The organism is Ureibacillus sp. GCM10028918 (assembly GCF_042666115.1).
Lineage (GTDB): Bacteria > Bacillota > Bacilli > Bacillales_A > Planococcaceae > Ureibacillus.
Genome location: NZ_JBHTFK010000002.1, coordinates 56,549 through 74,397 on the forward strand (window position 1 = coordinate 56,549; position 17,849 = coordinate 74,397).

General features: G+C 36.9%; 16 protein-coding genes. 14 read left to right on the forward strand and 2 right to left on the reverse strand.

Annotated features, from left to right (window positions below):
- Window positions 1-8: 8 nt before the first annotated feature.
- The 6 genes from ACFQU5_RS00260 (at window position 9) to ACFQU5_RS00285 (ending at window position 6,200) form a co-directional block, all read left to right on the forward strand.
- Window positions 9-656: a FadR/GntR family transcriptional regulator gene (locus ACFQU5_RS00260; RefSeq protein WP_390283479.1), complete on the forward strand. Its 648-nt coding sequence runs from the start codon at window positions 9-11 to the stop codon at window positions 654-656.
- 18 nt (window positions 657-674) lie between these two features.
- Window positions 675-1,547 carry an acetyl-CoA carboxylase, carboxyltransferase subunit beta gene (gene accD, locus ACFQU5_RS00265; RefSeq protein ID WP_390283482.1) on the forward strand — a complete coding sequence of 291 codons (873 nt, stop codon included), beginning with the start codon at window positions 675-677 and terminating at the stop codon, window positions 1,545-1,547.
- Window positions 1,540-2,505, forward strand: a complete 966-nt coding sequence (locus tag ACFQU5_RS00270; protein WP_390283485.1) for an acetyl-CoA carboxylase carboxyltransferase subunit alpha — start codon at window positions 1,540-1,542, stop codon at window positions 2,503-2,505. The genes accD and ACFQU5_RS00270 overlap by 8 nt, the downstream gene beginning before the upstream one ends.
- Before the next feature lie 425 nt (window positions 2,506-2,930).
- Window positions 2,931-3,890 (forward strand): 6-phosphofructokinase, encoded by a 960-nt coding sequence (gene pfkA, locus ACFQU5_RS00275; protein WP_390283488.1) that lies wholly within the window; start codon window positions 2,931-2,933, stop codon window positions 3,888-3,890.
- A gap of 22 nt (window positions 3,891-3,912) precedes the next feature.
- On the forward strand, window positions 3,913-5,673 hold the full coding sequence (pyk, locus tag ACFQU5_RS00280; protein ID WP_390283492.1) for a pyruvate kinase: 1,761 nt from the start codon (window positions 3,913-3,915) through the stop codon (window positions 5,671-5,673).
- Between the two features lie 137 nt (window positions 5,674-5,810).
- Window positions 5,811-6,200 (forward strand): FxsA family protein, encoded by a 390-nt coding sequence (locus ACFQU5_RS00285; RefSeq protein WP_390283495.1) that lies wholly within the window; start codon window positions 5,811-5,813, stop codon window positions 6,198-6,200.
- On the opposite strand, the gene ACFQU5_RS00290 is transcribed toward ACFQU5_RS00285, so the two are convergent.
- Window positions 6,187-7,101, reverse strand: a complete 915-nt coding sequence (locus ACFQU5_RS00290) for an AI-2E family transporter (RefSeq protein WP_390284674.1) — start codon at window positions 7,099-7,101, stop codon at window positions 6,187-6,189. The genes ACFQU5_RS00285 and ACFQU5_RS00290 overlap by 14 nt on opposite strands.
- A gap of 300 nt (window positions 7,102-7,401) precedes the next feature.
- Between ACFQU5_RS00290 and citZ the strand changes: the two genes are divergently transcribed.
- The 8 genes from citZ (at window position 7,402) to hflC (ending at window position 16,245) form a co-directional block, all read left to right on the forward strand.
- On the forward strand, window positions 7,402-8,517 hold the full coding sequence (citZ, locus tag ACFQU5_RS00295; protein ID WP_390283498.1) for a citrate synthase: 1,116 nt from the start codon (window positions 7,402-7,404) through the stop codon (window positions 8,515-8,517).
- A 78-nt stretch (window positions 8,518-8,595) separates the two neighbouring features.
- Window positions 8,596-9,855, forward strand: a complete 1,260-nt coding sequence (gene icd, locus ACFQU5_RS00300; RefSeq protein WP_390283501.1) for an NADP-dependent isocitrate dehydrogenase — start codon at window positions 8,596-8,598, stop codon at window positions 9,853-9,855.
- 239 nt (window positions 9,856-10,094) lie between these two features.
- Window positions 10,095-11,033 carry a malate dehydrogenase gene (gene mdh / locus ACFQU5_RS00305; RefSeq protein WP_390283504.1) on the forward strand — a complete coding sequence of 313 codons (939 nt, stop codon included), beginning with the start codon at window positions 10,095-10,097 and terminating at the stop codon, window positions 11,031-11,033.
- A gap of 332 nt (window positions 11,034-11,365) precedes the next feature.
- A complete protein-coding gene (locus ACFQU5_RS00310) occupies window positions 11,366-11,803 on the forward strand; it encodes a MaoC/PaaZ C-terminal domain-containing protein (RefSeq protein ID WP_390283507.1) in 438 nt (145 codons plus the stop codon).
- A gap of 53 nt (window positions 11,804-11,856) precedes the next feature.
- Window positions 11,857-12,570, forward strand: a complete 714-nt coding sequence (locus ACFQU5_RS00315; RefSeq protein WP_390283511.1) for a response regulator transcription factor — start codon at window positions 11,857-11,859, stop codon at window positions 12,568-12,570.
- Window positions 12,567-14,012 carry a two-component system histidine kinase PnpS gene (gene pnpS, locus ACFQU5_RS00320; RefSeq protein ID WP_390283514.1) on the forward strand — a complete coding sequence of 482 codons (1,446 nt, stop codon included), beginning with the start codon at window positions 12,567-12,569 and terminating at the stop codon, window positions 14,010-14,012. The genes ACFQU5_RS00315 and pnpS overlap by 4 nt, the downstream gene beginning before the upstream one ends.
- Before the next feature lie 242 nt (window positions 14,013-14,254).
- Window positions 14,255-15,226 carry an FtsH protease activity modulator HflK gene (hflK, locus tag ACFQU5_RS00325; RefSeq protein WP_390283517.1) on the forward strand — a complete coding sequence of 324 codons (972 nt, stop codon included), beginning with the start codon at window positions 14,255-14,257 and terminating at the stop codon, window positions 15,224-15,226.
- Window positions 15,223-16,245 carry a protease modulator HflC gene (gene hflC / locus ACFQU5_RS00330; protein ID WP_390283520.1) on the forward strand — a complete coding sequence of 341 codons (1,023 nt, stop codon included), beginning with the start codon at window positions 15,223-15,225 and terminating at the stop codon, window positions 16,243-16,245. Before hflK ends, hflC begins: the two co-directional genes overlap by 4 nt.
- Window positions 16,246-16,497: 252 nt before the next feature.
- On the opposite strand, the gene ACFQU5_RS00335 is transcribed toward hflC, so the two are convergent.
- Window positions 16,498-17,592: an ABC transporter ATP-binding protein gene (locus tag ACFQU5_RS00335; RefSeq protein WP_390283523.1), complete on the reverse strand. Its 1,095-nt coding sequence runs from the start codon at window positions 17,590-17,592 to the stop codon at window positions 16,498-16,500.
- Window positions 17,593-17,849 lie beyond the last annotated feature (257 nt).

The following is a 17,849-nucleotide window of genomic DNA, read 5'->3' on the forward strand; positions in this document are numbered from 1 at the left end:
GGGTGCTTATGGATAAAAAACAAGAAAACAAAAAAGTATTTTTAGAGATTGTGAGTCAACTAAGAAAGTTAATCAAAGAAGAGGGGATTCAACCGGGAGAAAAAATACCTTCAGAACGTGTACTTTCCGAAAGACTGAATGTTGGCCGTTCCTCAGTAAGGGAGGCACTTCGAAGCTTGGAGTTGCTGGGGCTTATTGAAACAAGACATGGCGGGGGTACCTTTTTATCTGCTGTTCATTCAAACCAATTGGTTGAGATCTTAGCATCCTTTATACTTCAAGAAAATAAGTCAGTTGAGGATGTTCATATAGTAAGAAGAATGCATGAAAAGGAAGCCATACGAGTCATTTGTTCAGAACAATCTTTAAGAAGTTTACCAGTTTGGGAAAGCTTGTTTATGAAACTGGAACTAGAAGATGGAATCGTAAGAGATCTCTTACTAAGAGAATTAATAATTGCATCTGGTAATAGGCTGGCTTTAAAAATATGGCTGCAGCTCGTAGCATACGGTGCAACACCACTGAAGAAGCTATCAACCGAGGAAGAAAAGCCGATGCTTCAGATGCTGATAAAGTCATTGCAATTAGGCTATGAAAGAGAAGCATTGAGCGCTTATGAAAACTGGATCCACTATATGAGAAATTCAACATCATAATTGTAAGGAGGAAAAACAGTGGCAATTAGAAGTTTATTATCTATTAACAAAAAGAAACAAAAAGGTGTCATTGTAGATCGCAATAAAGAAAACTCCTTTCCAGCAGATTTAATGACAAAATGTCCGGAGTGTAAAAAAATCTACTTAACTAAGGAATTAGACAACAATTTAAAAGTTTGTCCTAATTGTGATCATCACTACAAAATGACTGCTTGGGAACGAGTTTCTATTTTATTAGATGAAGGCACATTTGAATCTTTTGATGAAAACTTACGTACTTCTAACCCATTAAAATTTCCTTCCTATTTAGATAAAATCGAAATTGATTCACACAAAACGGGGTTAAATGAAGCAGTTTTAACAGGAATAGGAAGTATTGAAGGGGCACAAGTAGTTGTTGCAATAATGGATTCACATTTCCGAATGGGTTCGATGGGATCAGTAGTTGGGGAAAAAATAACACGTGCGATTGAAAAAGCAACTGAGTATGGTTTGCCATTTATCATCTTCACAGCTAGTGGTGGGGCTCGTATGCAAGAAGGGGTTATCTCACTTATGCAAATGGCCAAGACGAGTGTTGCGCTAAAACGTCATAGTGATCATGGTTTACTTTTCATTTCTATCATGACCCATCCAACAACTGGGGGAGTATCAGCAAGTTTTGCATCACTAGGGGATTTAAACATTGCTGAGCCGCAAGCTTTAATTGGATTTGCTGGACGTCGTGTAATTGAGCAGACTGTTCGTGAAAAATTACCGGAGGATTTCCAAACAGCCGAGTTTTTACTGGCACATGGTCAATTAGATGCTATTTTCCACCGCAAAGAAATGCGTGATAAGTTAGCGACAATCGTAAAGTTACACCAAAAAGGAGGAGTTTCAAATGTCTAAGTCTCTTGACTTCGAAGAACCTGTTGTAAAACTTCGTGAAAAAATCGGAGAGTTAAAAGAAATAGCAAAAAATGCAGAAGTCGATATGTCAACAGAAATAGAAACACTTGAAACAAGACTCCAGCAATTAGAATCGAAAATTTACTCAAATATGGAGCCTTGGGATCGAGTTCAGGTAGCAAGACATGCACAACGTCCAACAACATCTGATTATATTCAAGAAATCTTCTCGGATTTTATCGAATTGCATGGGGATCGATCTTTCGGAGATGACGAAGCAATAATTGGGGGAATTGCGAGTTTTGAAGGACAGCCGATTACGATTATCGGTCATCAAAGGGGTAAAACAACAAAAGAAAATATCCGACGTAATTTTGGGATGCCGCATCCAGAAGGTTATCGAAAAGCATTACGTTTAATGAAGCAAGCAGAAAAATTCAAACGACCAATTATTTGTTTTATCGATACAAAGGGAGCTTATCCAGGTAAAGCCGCTGAAGAACGTGGTCAAAGCGAAGCCATAGCAAAAAATCTTTTTGAAATGGCAGGACTAAAAGTACCTGTTATTAGTGTTGTCATTGGTGAAGGTGGCAGTGGGGGAGCATTGGCATTAGGGGTTGCAAATAAAATTTTTATGCTTGAGAACTCAACGTATTCTGTTATCTCTCCAGAAGGTGCAGCATCCATTCTTTGGAAAGATGCCACTTTAGCGAAACAAGCGGCAGAAGCTATGAAAATCACAGCTTTTGATTTAAAAGAGATGAACATTATTGATGGGATTGTCAATGAGGTTGCTGGGGGAGCACACCGAGATGTACAAGCTCAAGCAGTTGAATTAAAAAATTGTATTAATGATGCATTAACTGAATTAAGTGGCTTATCGGAAACAGAGCTTATCGAAAATCGTTACGATAAATTTAGAAAGATAGGCGAGTTCATCGAAGAAGAAGTAAACTAATTTAAGTTTATGAGGCCAGCTCAACTTCTAGATAGATGATTAAAAAAAGACAAAATCCAAATTGGGTTTTGTCGTTTTTTTTGAGAAGATACAATTAAGCAGATAAGATAACAGTACTAATAGAGCTTTTTTGGAAACAGAAGTATGAATTGATTCCTCTATATAGAAATCAGAATTACTTTTGAATTTATTAGATGCATTAGTTTATATAAACATCTAATTTCACATTATAGAGATGCTCGTGTTTTTATCAAAATAAGGGTAGAATATTAACAAAGATTAGTTATTAATTTAATTTTTGAGTATTTCCCCAATTATTGCTTAATTTGTAAAAGTATCATTATAACTTTATTGATATACTCACATTCGTTTCATTTTATGCTAATGTGTGTAATAAGAGGATATAATAGGAGGTTCTTTACGTAATGAAGAGAATTGCCGTATTAACAAGTGGAGGAGATTCTCCGGGAATGAATGCAGTCATTCGTGCTGTAGTTCGTAAAGCAAATTTTCATGGCGTTGAAGTAATGGGGGTTTACCATGGATATGAAGGCTTTATCGAAGGCAGAATGGAGCTGTTGGATTTAGGTTCTGTAGGTGGAATTATTCAACGCGGCGGGACAAAATTATTTTCTTCTCGTTGCCCGAAATTTAAAGAAGAGCAATATCAGCTGCAGGGTATTAAAAATATGAAAGAAGCAGGAGTAGAAGGCCTTGTTGTAATTGGGGGAGATGGTTCTTACCGAGGTGCGCTGGAACTTACGAAAAAAGGATTTCCAAGTGTAGGTGTTCCAGGAACAATCGATAACGATATACCCGGTACTGAATATACAATTGGCTTTGATACAGCACTCAATACTGTCATTGAATCGATTGACAAAATCCGCGACACCGCAACCTCACACGAAAATTCATTCATTGTTGAGGTAATGGGAAGAGATGCTGGGGACATAGCTTTATGGGCAGGGCTTGCTGCTGGTGCTGAATCAATTCTGATACCTGAAGAAGAATATGACATTGAAGATATTATTTCTCGTATTGAACACGGTATTGCTCGCGGTAAAAAGCATAGTATTATCATTGTGGCTGAAGGGGTAATGGCTGGTAGTGAATTGGCGAAAATATTAAAAGAAAAGGCAGACATTACAACTAGAGTATCAGTTCTTGGTCATATTCAACGTGGTGGCTCGCCTTCTGCACGAGATCGTGTTCTGGCAGGTCTTTTTGGGGCAAAAGCTGTAGAAGTACTGCTGGAAGGAAGAAGTGGACGAGCAGTCGGTATCAAAAATCATCAGGTTTATGATTATGACTTAGAAGAAGCATTCTCGAATAAGCATAAGGCGGATTTAAGCCTTTATACATTGTCGAAAGAACTTTCAATATAACTAAGTAAACGGAGAGAAAACTATGAGAAAAACAAAAATCGTATGTACTATAGGTCCAGCAAGTGAATCACCAGAAATGCTTACTAAGTTGATGGAAGCAGGCATGAACGTAGCAAGATTAAACTTTTCCCATGGGAATCATGAAGAACATGCCGTTAGGATTGCAACTATTCGGGAAGTGTCTCGAAAGTTGAATAAAACTGTGGGAATCTTACTTGATACGAAGGGTCCTGAAATTCGTACTCATACTATGGAAAATGGAGAACTGCATCTGAAGCAAGGACAAGTAATCGACATTTCGATGACAGAAGTAGTAGGAAATGAAAACTGCTTCTCTGTTAGTTATGAAAACTTAATCGAAGATGTTGACCAAAACGATCGAATCCTATTAGATGACGGTTTGATTGAACTTCGCGTGCTGGCAAAGGATTTAGAAGCAGGATTAATCCATACGATTGTTGAGAATGCGGGTCTATTGAAAAATAAAAAAGGTGTAAATGTACCCGGAGTATCAGTGAAACTACCTGGAATTACGGAGAAGGATGCACAGGATATTTTGTTCGGTATCGAACAAGGCGTTGATTTTATTGCAGCTTCCTTTGTTCGTACAGCTAAAGACGTTCTTGAAATTCGTGAATTACTTGAACAAAATAATGGTAGTCACATTCAAATCATTCCTAAGATTGAAAACCAAGAGGGTGTCGATCATATCGACGAAATCATTGAAGTGTCAGATGGTTTAATGGTTGCCCGTGGAGATCTAGGGGTTGAAATTCCAGCAGAAGAAGTGCCGCTTGTTCAAAAAACATTAATTAAAAAATGCAACTTGGTAGGCAAGCCAGTAATTACTGCGACACAAATGTTGGATTCGATGCAGCGTAATCCACGTCCAACTCGAGCTGAAGCTAGTGATGTTGCCAATGCTATTATTGATGGTACAGATGCCATCATGCTTTCTGGTGAGACAGCTGCTGGACTTTATCCGGTTGAATCAGTAACTACGATGAATAAAATTGCTGAGTATACAGAAAATTCATTGGACTATCGAACAATTGTAAATACTCGCAGTAAAGAAAGAGGGGCAACGATGACGGAGGCTCTTTCTCAAGCTGTGGCCTATACATCGATAAACCTAGGAGTAAAATCAGTACTTGCACCTACTGCAAGTGGTACGACAGCTAGAATGATCGCAAAATATCGACCAGGTGTACCAATCGTTGCGATAACGAATATTCCTTCGACAGCTCAAAAATTAACTCTTGTTTGGGGAGTAACACCAATCGTTACACAAAGAGTGACTACTACAGATGAGATTTTAGAATTATCGGTAGATGAAGCATTGAAGTATGGTTACGTTGACCACGGAGATGTAGTGATTATTACGGCAGGTGTTCCTGTTGGTGAGGCTGGTACGACAAACTTAATGAAAGTTCACGTAATTGGTGATTTATTAGCAAAAGGTCAAGGTGTTGGCAAGCTTTCAGTTGTTGGTAAGGCGATTGTTGTGAAAAACGCTGAAGAAGCGCGTAGCTATGATGCAGAAGATGCTATTTTAGTAACAGTTGGAACTGACCGTGAAATGATGGATGCAATTAGTAAATGCGCTGGAATTATTACGGAAGAAGGCGGTTTAACAAGCCACGCCGCTGTGGTTGGGCTAAGTCTTGGGATTCCTGTAATTGTTGGTGTAAATGAAGCAACAACATTAATTCGTCATGGCCAAGAAATTACGATGGATGCAGAAACAGGCGTCATTTATAAAGGCCATGCAAGTGTTTTATAGATAAAAGAATCAAGAATATTTAAAAGGGGCAACCTCAATTTGAGGATGCCCCTTTTTTCCTTGAAGCAAAATGAAACTAATAATCTCATGAAGCGTATATACTATTATAGAAATAATTTCGCAAAAGGAGGTTTATAATGAGAAAATTAATAGGTACTTTCATAGCAACCATATTAATTGAAATAGCAATTTTTATAGTAGTTGGAAAAGCGCTAGGTGTTTTTAGTACATTAGTGTTGATTGTATTAACGAGTGTGATTGGAATACTAGTTGCAAAAAAACAAGGAATTCAATCTTTTCGTAATTTACAAACCAGCCTTTCTGAAGGAAATCCACCAGGAGTGGCGATTATTGATACATTTTTAATATTTGTAGGTGGAATTCTATTAGTCACACCAGGTTTTTTAACCGATCTCGTAGGCCTTACCTTGATTATTCCATTCACAAGAAAATTGTATAAGCCTGCGATTTACTATTGGTTAAGAAAGAAGATGAAAAACGGTCAAGCCTTCATTATTCATAGATAGACTTTTGTTTGATTTTCACTGCTATCAGTAAAAGGAACGGGCTAATTAATATCCCGTAAACACCAAACAATAATATCGAAGCAGCACTGATAAAGAAGGTATGTACTGTTCTAAGATGGAAAGTTGATGCCCATAGCAGCGACTCCGCAATTTGCCGGGTCAATTGGATGAAAATATAGAGTACTATTAAGGAGATACAGAGAAATTTTTCTCCAATAACAAAGAAGTATATTGCAATTGGGATAAGGAATAAACCGATCCCGAAAAATGGTAGGGCATCTGCCAAAGATATTAAAAACGATTTATTAATAGGATGTTCAAACTGCAATAATGCCAGTCCAAAACTTAATAAGAAAAATGTAATGATAAATAGTTGAAATTCAACATAGAGGAAGTATCCAAAAAGACCTGTTGCCTTAGAAAAATAACCTTTCCATTCTTCGCGATATTGTCTAGGAACATAAATGAAAAACCAATATCTATTTTTCCTGGATTCGATTATGGAGAAGAAGAAAGCCACAATAAAAATAAAGAGTTCGATTATATAAGATAAGATATCTTGCAAAACATTTGCAATGCCCATAATGGCACCATCTATATAGGAAAGAGATTTATTGAATATAGTTTCTAATAATATATGGTCGCCAGAATTAAGGATATCTAAATTTTGAACTTGTACCTTCACTTCAGGGTAAATAGAAATAACACTTTGGACCGTCATAAATAGGAATACATAAGTTGTAAGAAATATTAACACGGAAATCAAGATAGTGCTTAATATGTATGGTATTCTTAGGCGCTTATGAAAAAAGTTGATAATAGGATACAAAAAATAGGCGAAAAATATGGCTATTGATACAGGTAATATAAGCCATAAAATAACAAAATATAAAATTAACACTAAATATTTTAGATTTTTTTTGTAAGGAATGACGTTTTTTTTGCTTGTTTGCAAAATCCCACCTCAATTTCATATATTTCACATCTCGCTTGAGACGTTTTTTTCTTCTTTAATCGAGTTTTTCATTAACTAATCAATATTTTCTTTATTTCATTCAATTTCATTCACAAAGCCGTCAAAATTTATTATAATATGAGATGTAAGCGATTTACTTATAGGTTCATATGAGCAGAATTATTTAGGTGCTGCAAAAAGAAAGCACTTACAACTAAAATATTTATGAAGAGGGAGCGATTTTTTATGACAGCAACACGTGGTTTAGAAGGTATCGTAGCTGCAGAAAGTAAAATCAGTTCAATTATCGATGACACACTTACATACGTTGGATATGATATTGATGATTTAACTGAAAATGCTACATTTGAAGAGGTAGTATATTTACTTTGGCATACACGTTTACCAAAAAAAGACGAGCTAGCTGAGTTAACTAAAGAATTAGCAGACAATGCTGAAGTACCTCAAGCTATCTTTGACCAATTCAAATCATACCCATTAGATACAGTACATCCAATGGCAGCTCTTCGTTCAGCAATTTCATTACTTGGTGTTTTTGATTCAGAAGCAGATGAAATGTCTACTGAAGCAAACTACCGTAAAGCAATTCGTCTACAAGCTAAAATTGCGACTGTAGTTACTGGTTTCTCTCGAATCCGTAAAGGTTTAGAACCAATTGCACCAAAACCTGAATTAGGATATGCTGCAAACTTCTTATATATGTTACATGGTAAAGAACCAGCACCGATCGAAATTGAAGCATTCAACAAAGCTTTAGTTTTACATGCTGACCATGAATTAAATGCTTCTACTTTTACAGCACGTGTTTGTGTAGCTACACTTTCTGATGTATATTCAGGAGTTACTTCTGCAATCGGTGCGTTAAAAGGTCCTCTTCACGGTGGAGCTAACGAGCAAGTTATGAAAATGTTATCTGAAATTGGTTCACTTGATAATGTTGAAACTTATATTCAAACTAAATTAGATAACAAAGAAAAAATTATGGGCTTCGGTCACCGCGTATATCGTAAAGGCGATCCACGTGCAAAACACTTACGTGAAATGAGCGAAAAATTAACTAAATTAACTGGTAAACCAGAACTATATGAAATGTCAGTGAAAATCCATGACATGATCGTTGGACAAAAGAAACTACCTGCAAACGTAGATTTCTTCTCTGCATCAGTTTATGATTCATTAGGAATCGAACATGACTTGTTCACACCAATCTTCGCAGTATCTCGTACTTCTGGTTGGATTGCACATATCTTGGAACAATATGCGAATAATCGCTTAATTCGTCCTCGTGCAGAATATGTTGGACCAGGAATGCAAAAATACGTATCAATCGAGGAAAGATAATTTTTTGAAAATATGTTAGAATTGTCTAGGACTGTGAAATCACAGTCCTAGATTTATGAAAATAGGGAGGCAACATCTATGTCTAAAATTGTAGTAGAAAACGGCGCACTTCAAGTACCAAATAACCCAACGATTCCTTTCATTGAAGGGGACGGAATTGGTCCAGATATCTGGGTTGCAGCATCTCGTGTAATCGATGCAGCTGTTGAAAAAGCTTATAATGGTGAAAAGAAAATTGAATGGTTAGAAGTACTTGCTGGTGAAAAAGCATTCAACCAAACTGGTGAATGGTTACCACAAGAAACTTTAGATAAAATTAACGAATACTTAATCGCTATTAAAGGTCCTCTTACAACTCCAATCGGTGGCGGTATCCGTTCTTTAAACGTAGCATTACGTCAACAACTTGACTTATATGTATGTTTACGTCCAGTACGTCACTTCGAAGGTGTACCTTCTCCAGTAAAAAAACCAGAAGATGTTGACATGGTAATTTTCCGTGAAAATACAGAAGATATCTATGCTGGTATCGAGTATGCTCAAGGTTCTGAAGAAGTGAAAAAAGTGATCAACTTCTTAAAAGAAGAAATGGGCGTTAACAAAATCCGTTTCCCAGAAACTTCAGGTATCGGTATTAAACCAGTGTCAAAAGAAGGTACTGAACGTTTAGTGCGTTCTGCAATCGAGTACGCTATCAAACATAACCGTCCATCATTAACTTTAGTTCACAAAGGTAACATCATGAAATTCACTGAAGGTGGATTCAAGCAATGGGGTTATGATTTAGCTGAACGTGAATATGGCGATCAAGTATTCACTTGGGATCAATATGACAGAATTAAAGAAGCAGAAGGCGTAGAAGCTGCTAACAAAGCTCAAGACGAAGCTGTAGCTGCTGGTAAAGTAATCGTAAAAGATTCTATCGCTGATATCTTCTTGCAACAAATCTTGACTCGTCCAAAAGAGTTCGATGTAGTAGCTACAATGAACTTAAATGGTGACTATATCTCTGATGCATTAGCTGCACAAGTTGGTGGTATCGGTATCGCTCCAGGAGCTAACATCAACTATGTAACTGGACATGCGATCTTCGAAGCAACTCACGGTACAGCACCTAAATATGCTGGTCAAGACAAAGTAAACCCATCTTCAGTATTACTTTCAGGTGTATTAATGCTTGAACACTTAGGATGGCAAGAAGCTGCAGATTTAATTACTAATTCTGTAGAAAAAACAATTGCATCTAAAGTTGTAACTTATGACTTTGCTCGTTTAATGGATGGCGCTACTGAAGTTAAATGTTCTGAGTTCGCTAACGAATTAATCACAAACCTTTAATTCTTAGCAAAATTAAAATTATTAATTAAATAAAAGGGTAGCTTTTATGATTAAAGTAGTAATACTTTATGAATTATTAGCTACCCTTTTCTTTTTATTTTTCCCTTTTTTGGATATAGTAAGATTAGATGGACATCTATCAATCCTAAATTTATTAAAGAGGGGTGCCGATAAACACTGCTCTCCCCTTTAAAGAATGAGGACCATACTAACTCAGGTTCAAAAGGAGTGTCGACATTATGTCTCTAAAACGCAAAAAAATATCTGTCATTGGTGCAGGTTTTACCGGTGCAACGGCAGCGTTCTTAGCAGCTCAAAAAGAACTAGGGGATGTCGTATTAGTTGATATTCCGCAAGCAGAAAACCCAACAAAAGGAAAAGCTTTAGATATGTGGGAGGCAGCACCTGTACAAGGTTTTGATTCGCATGTAAAAGGGACCTCCGACTACGCAGATACTGCAGAGTCCGATTTAGTGATAATTACTGCCGGTGTAGCTCGTAAACCCGGAATGAGCCGAGATGATTTAGTTCAAATAAATCAAAAGGTCATGAAATCAGTAGCAGGTGAAATTGCAAAATATTCACCTAATGCAACAATTCTAGTTTTAACAAACCCTGTAGATGCAATGACTTATACCGTATATAAAGAAACCGGATTCCCTAAGAATCGAGTAATCGGTCAATCTGGTGTTTTGGATACGGCACGTTTTTGTGCATTTGTTGCAGAAGAATTAAATATTTCCGTAAAGGATATTAGAGGTTTTGTATTAGGTGGGCATGGGGATACAATGGTTCCTCTTACTCGCTATTCATATGCTGGTGGGATTCCATTAGAGACATTGATAGCCCCAGAACGTCTGGAAGAAATAGTACAACGCACTAGAGCTGGTGGAGGGGAAATCGTAAACCTGCTTGGAAACGGCTCCGCATACTATGCTCCAGCTGCAGCCTTAGTAGAAATGGCTGAAGCAATCATCAAAGATCAAAAGCGCGTCCTGCCGTCTATCGCATATTTAGAAGGTGAATACGGCTACAATGGCATCTATCTGGGTGTACCTACGTTATTAGGAGCAAACGGAATTGAAAAAATCTTTGAACTGAAATTAACGGAACAAGAGAAAATAGCATTAGATGTATCTGCCCAAGCTGTTAAAGAAGTAATGACTATATTAGAATAATTTGCATGTTTAAAAAGTCGAGTGGGAAATTCTCACTCGGCTTTGTGCTTGTTAAGGAATTATAAAATTTTGTTGTGTGGATAATATTCTGAAATGGTTATTTTACATTTAGCGCAAGCAGCCCAGCCCCTCTAGTCGCTTCGCTCCCTCCTACGAAGGCAAAAAGCGCCTCCTTGTCGGATACTCCAGCGCTTGTCGGGGCAGAGCAGGGGGCTTGCGCTTTTATTCTTCTCCAGAATCACAAATTCTTTCAATATTTCTAGAGATTGTTATTTTCATTAAAAATTGATACTATGAAAGTAATCTCGAAAATAAAAGGGGTTGCTGCATAATTGCTGCTACGTAAGGGTATGAAACTCGGGAAGAAGATTGAAGAAATCCTTGTTGGAGAAAAGCTGCAATTTTTCGAAAAAATGGAAGACAAAGATTTACTTCTTTATTTAGGCTTAACAAATGATAATAATCCGCTATATATTCAACATGACTATGCAATCGGGACACCATACAAAAAACCGATTATTCCTGCTATTATGTTAAATGGAATCATTACTTCTGCCATATCCAAACATCTACCTGGACCGGGTTCACATATTCGTGAACAGAATATTATGTATTTTGAGCCAGTGTATCATAACGAAACAATTGAAATACTGCTTGAAGTTCAACAAATTGATTTAGCTCAAAACACAGTAGAAATATATGTGAAAGCATTTAAAGAAAAGAATATACTGGTTATGGATGGTGTACTAAAGGTAGTACCACCATATTAATATTTGTTTTCTGATTTGAAATGGGGGTTTCAAATCATCATTGGAGGTTGTATATGTTAAAAACAATTTTGGTCGTAGAAGATGAAGTATCAATCGCTACATTATTAAAGTACAATTTAGAACGTGTTGGATATGAAGTACTACTAGCCCATGATGGGAAAATAGGTTTTGATATGGCTATAGAGCATTCACCAGATCTTATCCTGTTAGATCTAATGTTACCGACTATGGATGGGATGGAAGTATGCAAGGAGCTACGCAGTCAAAAACGAAACATTCCTATTATCATGCTGACAGCACGAGATGACGAGTTTGATAAGGTATTAGGTTTAGAGCTTGGTGCTGATGATTATATGACAAAACCATTTAGTCCACGTGAAGTAATCGCCCGTGTGAAAGCAGTTTTACGACGATTTACACCTGTTCAGCAGCAAGAGGAAGAAGAACCGGAAAATGTGGTTTATAACTTTGGTAAACTCCAAGTGTATCCAAATCGATTCGAAGCATTTCTTGATGAGGAGTCTTTGGAATTCACACCAAAAGAGTTTGAGCTACTGGTTTATCTATTAGAAAATAAGAATCGTGTTTTAACGCGTGATCAGCTATTAAGTGCTGTATGGAATTATGATTTTGCTGGTGATACACGAATTGTTGATGTTCACATTAGCCATTTGCGGGACAAAATTGAGGAAAATAGCCGTAAACCAAAATTCATTAAAACGATAAGGGGAATCGGCTATAAATTTGAGGAGCCAAAAAGCCTATGAAGGCATATCGAAATCGATTATTTGTTACCTTCATGATATTAACAGGTTCTATATTAGCTGTCCTTGGCTTTATCTTGGGTCAGCTTTTTCCATTTATTATCGAGAACTTTGCAACGAAAAGTAATTTAGAATTCAGTACAGAACAGATAGAGGCAATCCGGAGACAGTTTGCCTCAATCATTGCTTTTTTGATTCTTGTCAGTTTTGTGCTAATATGCTTAGTTGCAAATCACCTCATTCGGAACTTATTGGATCCAATTGAAAATATTACGCTGACAGCTAAAGAGTTAACGAAAGGAAACTATCGTGCTCGTGCTTATGCACTGGGTCCTTTAAGTATTGTGGAATTAAGAAACTCCATTAATATCTTAGCGAGGAACCTGCAAGAGATTGAAAAAATGCGAGAGATTGAAGATGAGCGGTTAAAAACCTTAATTGAAAACATGGGTAGCGCCCTTATCATGATTGACCGTGAAGCTACAGTATCGATTGTAAATCGGCGATTTCTTGAAGGGTTTGAATTATCAATCGATGAAGTCAAAGGGTATAACTTTTTAACTTTAGGCTTACCAAATGAGTTGGAAAAATTTATAGACCATGTGTTTTTAACGGAACTTCCATATCGAAAACAAATAGAAGTCGAAATCCAACAGGAGATTCAATACAAACAGGTTTATGGTGCACCTGTAGTTGGTGACCATGGGCGTTGGTTAGGTGTAGTAATCGTAATGCATGATATTTCTGAATTAATACGTCTAGAGCAAATACGCAAGGACTTCGTTGCAAATGTCTCTCATGAATTAAGAACACCGATTACTTCCATAAAAGGATTTTCAGAAACTTTATTGGATGGTGCTTTTAAGGATGAAAAAATGCTTATTTCATTTTTGGATATCATCTATCAGGAAAGCAATCGTCTTCAAATGCTTATTCAAGATTTGCTTGAATTATCGAAAATTGAGCAGCACGGATTCTCCGTTAATATAATGCCAGCAAGCTTGCAGGAAGTTCTGATTCGTTCAGTGGAACTAACAAGCCCAAGACTTGATGAGAAGAACATGCAGTTTGATGTGGACATTGTCCGGGATGTCATGGTAATGGGTGATTTCAATCGACTGATTCAGATATTTACGAACCTTATTACAAACTCAATTACCTACTCTCCGGAAAATACAACCATTACGCTACGCATAAAAGCGAACGGTGAATATGGAATTATAGAAGTAGAGGACCAGGGAATGGGCATCGAGAAGAGTGAAATTGCTCGTATTTTTGAACGATTCTATCGTATAGATAAAGCTCGAAGTCGCAATTCTGGAGGTACTGGATTAGGGCTTGCTATCGTGAAACACTTAGTAGAAGCTCATCATGGGAAAATCAATGTAGAAAGTACGGTTGGAAAAGGTACTTGCATGAAAGTATTAATTCCATTAAAAAAGTAAATTAACAATAGATTTACATTAATGTTATTGTTACTTCATATTTCTATCATATGATTATTTATAGAAACCCCCCTGTTTCAAATTTTTGTAATTAGAAAAACATACATTGAAAGGAAATGTCTCTACCTATAGAGGCATTTCCTTTTTTTCTTGGGTAAAGAATTTTTCGTTGGTGAAACTTTTCTTATGTAGATCCGTAAATAAACTAAAGATTAAATAAATTTAAAGCAGGGGGATCTAAATTGAGTGTAAAACGTACTTTGATTATTACAGGACTTAGTTTGTTTTCAATCATTGCCTTAATAGCAGTTTTTACTTCGTGGTATACAGTGGATGAATCAGAACAAGCAGTTGTTATTACTTTTGGTCAAGCAGATGAGACGGTAACTGATTCTGGTTTGCATTTTAAATTGCCATGGCCTATTCAAAAGGTAGAAGTGCTTTCTAAAGAAACGTATAGCTTACAGTTTGGCTATGAACAAACGGAAGAAGGCGACATCGAGGCTTATGACGATGAAACAGAAATGATTACAGGGGATGAAAACATTGTCCTAACAGACTTAGTCGTACAATGGAAAATAACAGATCCGCAAAAGTATCTATTCAATGCAGAACATCCAAAACAAATTTTACATAGTGCCACTTCAAGTGCAATTCGTTCAATTATCGGCAGCTCAACAATTGATGAAGCATTGACAGATGGAAAAGCAAAAATTGAGGAAAAAACGCGGGACTTATTAGTATCATTAGTTGACAAATATGATATTGGCATAAGTATTTTAGGCGTAAAGCTTCAGGATGTTGAATTACCGAATAAGGAAGTTCGTGCTGCCTTTACTGCTGTAACAGATGCTCGTGAAACTAAAAATACGAAAACAAATGAAGCAGAAAAATATAAAAACCAAAAGTTAAGTGAAGCCCAAGGTGAAGTGAGTGCAATCATGTCTCGAGCAGAGGGAGAAAAAGTAGCCCGCGTTCAACAAGCAGAAGGGGAAGTAGCTATTTTCAAAGAATTATATGAAGAATATCAAGGCAATCAAGAAATTACGCGACAACGTTTAATTCTGGAGACATTAGAAAATGTTCTACCTAACACGCAGATTTATATCATGAATGATGAGGGAGAAACATTAAAATATTTACCGCTTCAACCATCAACTACTGCTCCTGTTCAAAATACGGAAGAAACGCCTGAAGGGAGCGATAAAGAATGAGTAACAATAACAATCAATATGATGGGGATTTGGAAAGATTTGCTAAATCATTATTTGGAAATAATAAAAATAAAAAGAAAATTGATAGTGGAGATTTACAAGATACAAAAATAGTAAAAGAGAAAAAACCATTTAATGGACGGCAATTTTTCAAATCGGCAATCCTTTTAACTGTCATTTTTGCAGTATTCGTTATTTTGATAGCTAATGTATATGTGGTAAAAGAGAATGAATTCAGAGTCGTACGTCAATTTGGAGAGGTTGTAAAATACGAAGACGAACCAGGCTTGAATATGAAAATTCCATTCATCCAAAGTGTTACAACCCTGCCGAAAAACTTAATGACCTATGATATGACCCAAGAAGAAATTAACACATTGGATAAGAAACGTATTATTATTGATAACTATGCCGTATGGCGCGTAACAGACCCGAAATCTCTTATCTCAAATTCAGGTACACTCATTAATGCAGAGTCGCGGATGGAGGAATTTATTTACTCTGTGATTCGCACACAGCTCGGACAATTAAATTACGATCAAATTATTAATGACGAAAATTCTAAACGGGGTAGTCTCAATGACCGAGTAACAGAGGAAGTAAATAAATTTCTAAAAAGCGGTAACTTTGGAATCGAAGTAGTCGATGTACGTATACGTCGTACAGACTTACCTCAGGAGAATGAGCAATCAGTATATACTAGAATGATTTCTGAACGTGAATCGATTGCCCAGCGATACTTATCAGAAGGGGATGCTGAGAAAAATAAAATTGTTGCACAAACAGACCGCGAAGTTCGAGAATTGCTAGCTACAGCAGAGAAAGAAGCCGCCGTAATCCGGGCACAAGGAGAAGCAGAAGCGGCACAAATCTATAATGCTGCCTTCTCACGTGACCCAGAATTCTACGGATTATACCGTACTCTAGAGTCGTATAAGAAAACAATCGGTGAAGATACAGTCATTATCCTGCCATCAAATTCACCATATGCTAGAGTCTTGTCTGGTTATTTAGAATAGAAACATTGTACTAAAATAATGTTATTACTAATAAAGATTCTAAATTAGTGTTATTTAGATTAGCGGGCTAAGAGGCGCGCGCGTGTTGGTCATGGGAGCGATGTCGCATGGACGCGACGTTCTCGCTCCCCACACATGCAGCTCGAGCCAACTTGTAGTTGTCTCTGCGGCTTGTCTTTGTGCTTTGTGTAAGGCACGCTCACAAAAGTTCTCTCTTCTAAACTTCCAGGATAAAGTACGCTATATCATATTTTAAATCCGATTCTCTGACAGCCCATCAAAGAAAAGTGCTTTTTCCATGTCAAAGAATAGTTCTATTTCGTCTCCTGGGGCGACAATGGTGTCAGGGTGCACTCGAGCGATAAATGATTGCTCTTCAATCATAGAATGTAATATTAATTCGGAGCCTGTTAATTCTGCCACTTGAATATTTTCCTTCACTATATTAGATGAATCATTCATGAGACCTGTTAAATTTTGATTGATATATTCAGGTCGAATGCCTAATTTGATTTCCTTCCCTTCGAAACCTAGTAACTTTAATCTTTCATACTCAACCAGGGGAATTTTTAACTGGTAGCTTCCTAAAGAAAAATATCCATTCACTACTTTTCCATTAAAGAAATTCATAGCCGGTGCACCAATAAAACCGCCTACAAAAATGTTGTTAGGAGTATCATAGACTTCTTTGGGTGTACCAATTTGTTGGATGATTCCATCTTTCATCACCACTAATCGCGTAGCCATTGTCATCGCCTCGGTTTGATCATGGGTCACATATACGGTTGTTGTACCGAGTCGTTGATGCAGTTTTGAAATTTCTGCCCGCATTTGGACACGTAATTTTGCATCTAAATTTGATAACGGTTCATCCATTAAAAAAAGACTGGCATCTCTAACTATTGCTCTACCTAACGCAACTCGTTGTCTTTGCCCCCCCGATAAGGAGGAAGGCTTTTTCTTTAATAGGTTAGATAGCTCTAAAATCTCAGCAGCTTCTTTGACCCGTCTATCAATCTCCTTTTTAGAAAATTTTCGAAGTTTGAGCCCGAATGCCATATTATCGTATACATTCATATGGGGATAGAGTGCGTAGTTCTGGAATACCATAGCTATATCACGATCTTTGGGAGCTACATCATTCATTTGTTTTAATGCAATACGCAAAGAGCCATTTGTAATCTCTTCAAGACCAGCAATCATTCTTAATGTTGTAGATTTTCCACAGCCTGATGGCCCAACTAATACGATGAATTCTTTCTCCTCAACTACTAAATTAAAATCCCTTACAGCCTGAGAACCATCAGAATAGGTTTTATAAATATTTTCTAAAGCTAAAGCTTCCAATATACTTCCTCCTTTTTAAAACTTTTCAGTATCCATTTCAAATTTTAGAAAAGGTTCGCATATTATATAGAGTTAGTCAAAAAACGCGGATGAGATTTGATTTGCCCGAGCGAATATATGTTTATTTTATGCAGGACCGGAGGATTCCATTTCTACAGTATTCTTTTTCCTACTTGAATTTTTCAGCCAACTTATTATGGGTACAGCGAGAGAGGTCCTTTTTATTTTTAAAAGTGTAATCGATTACAAAATATGTG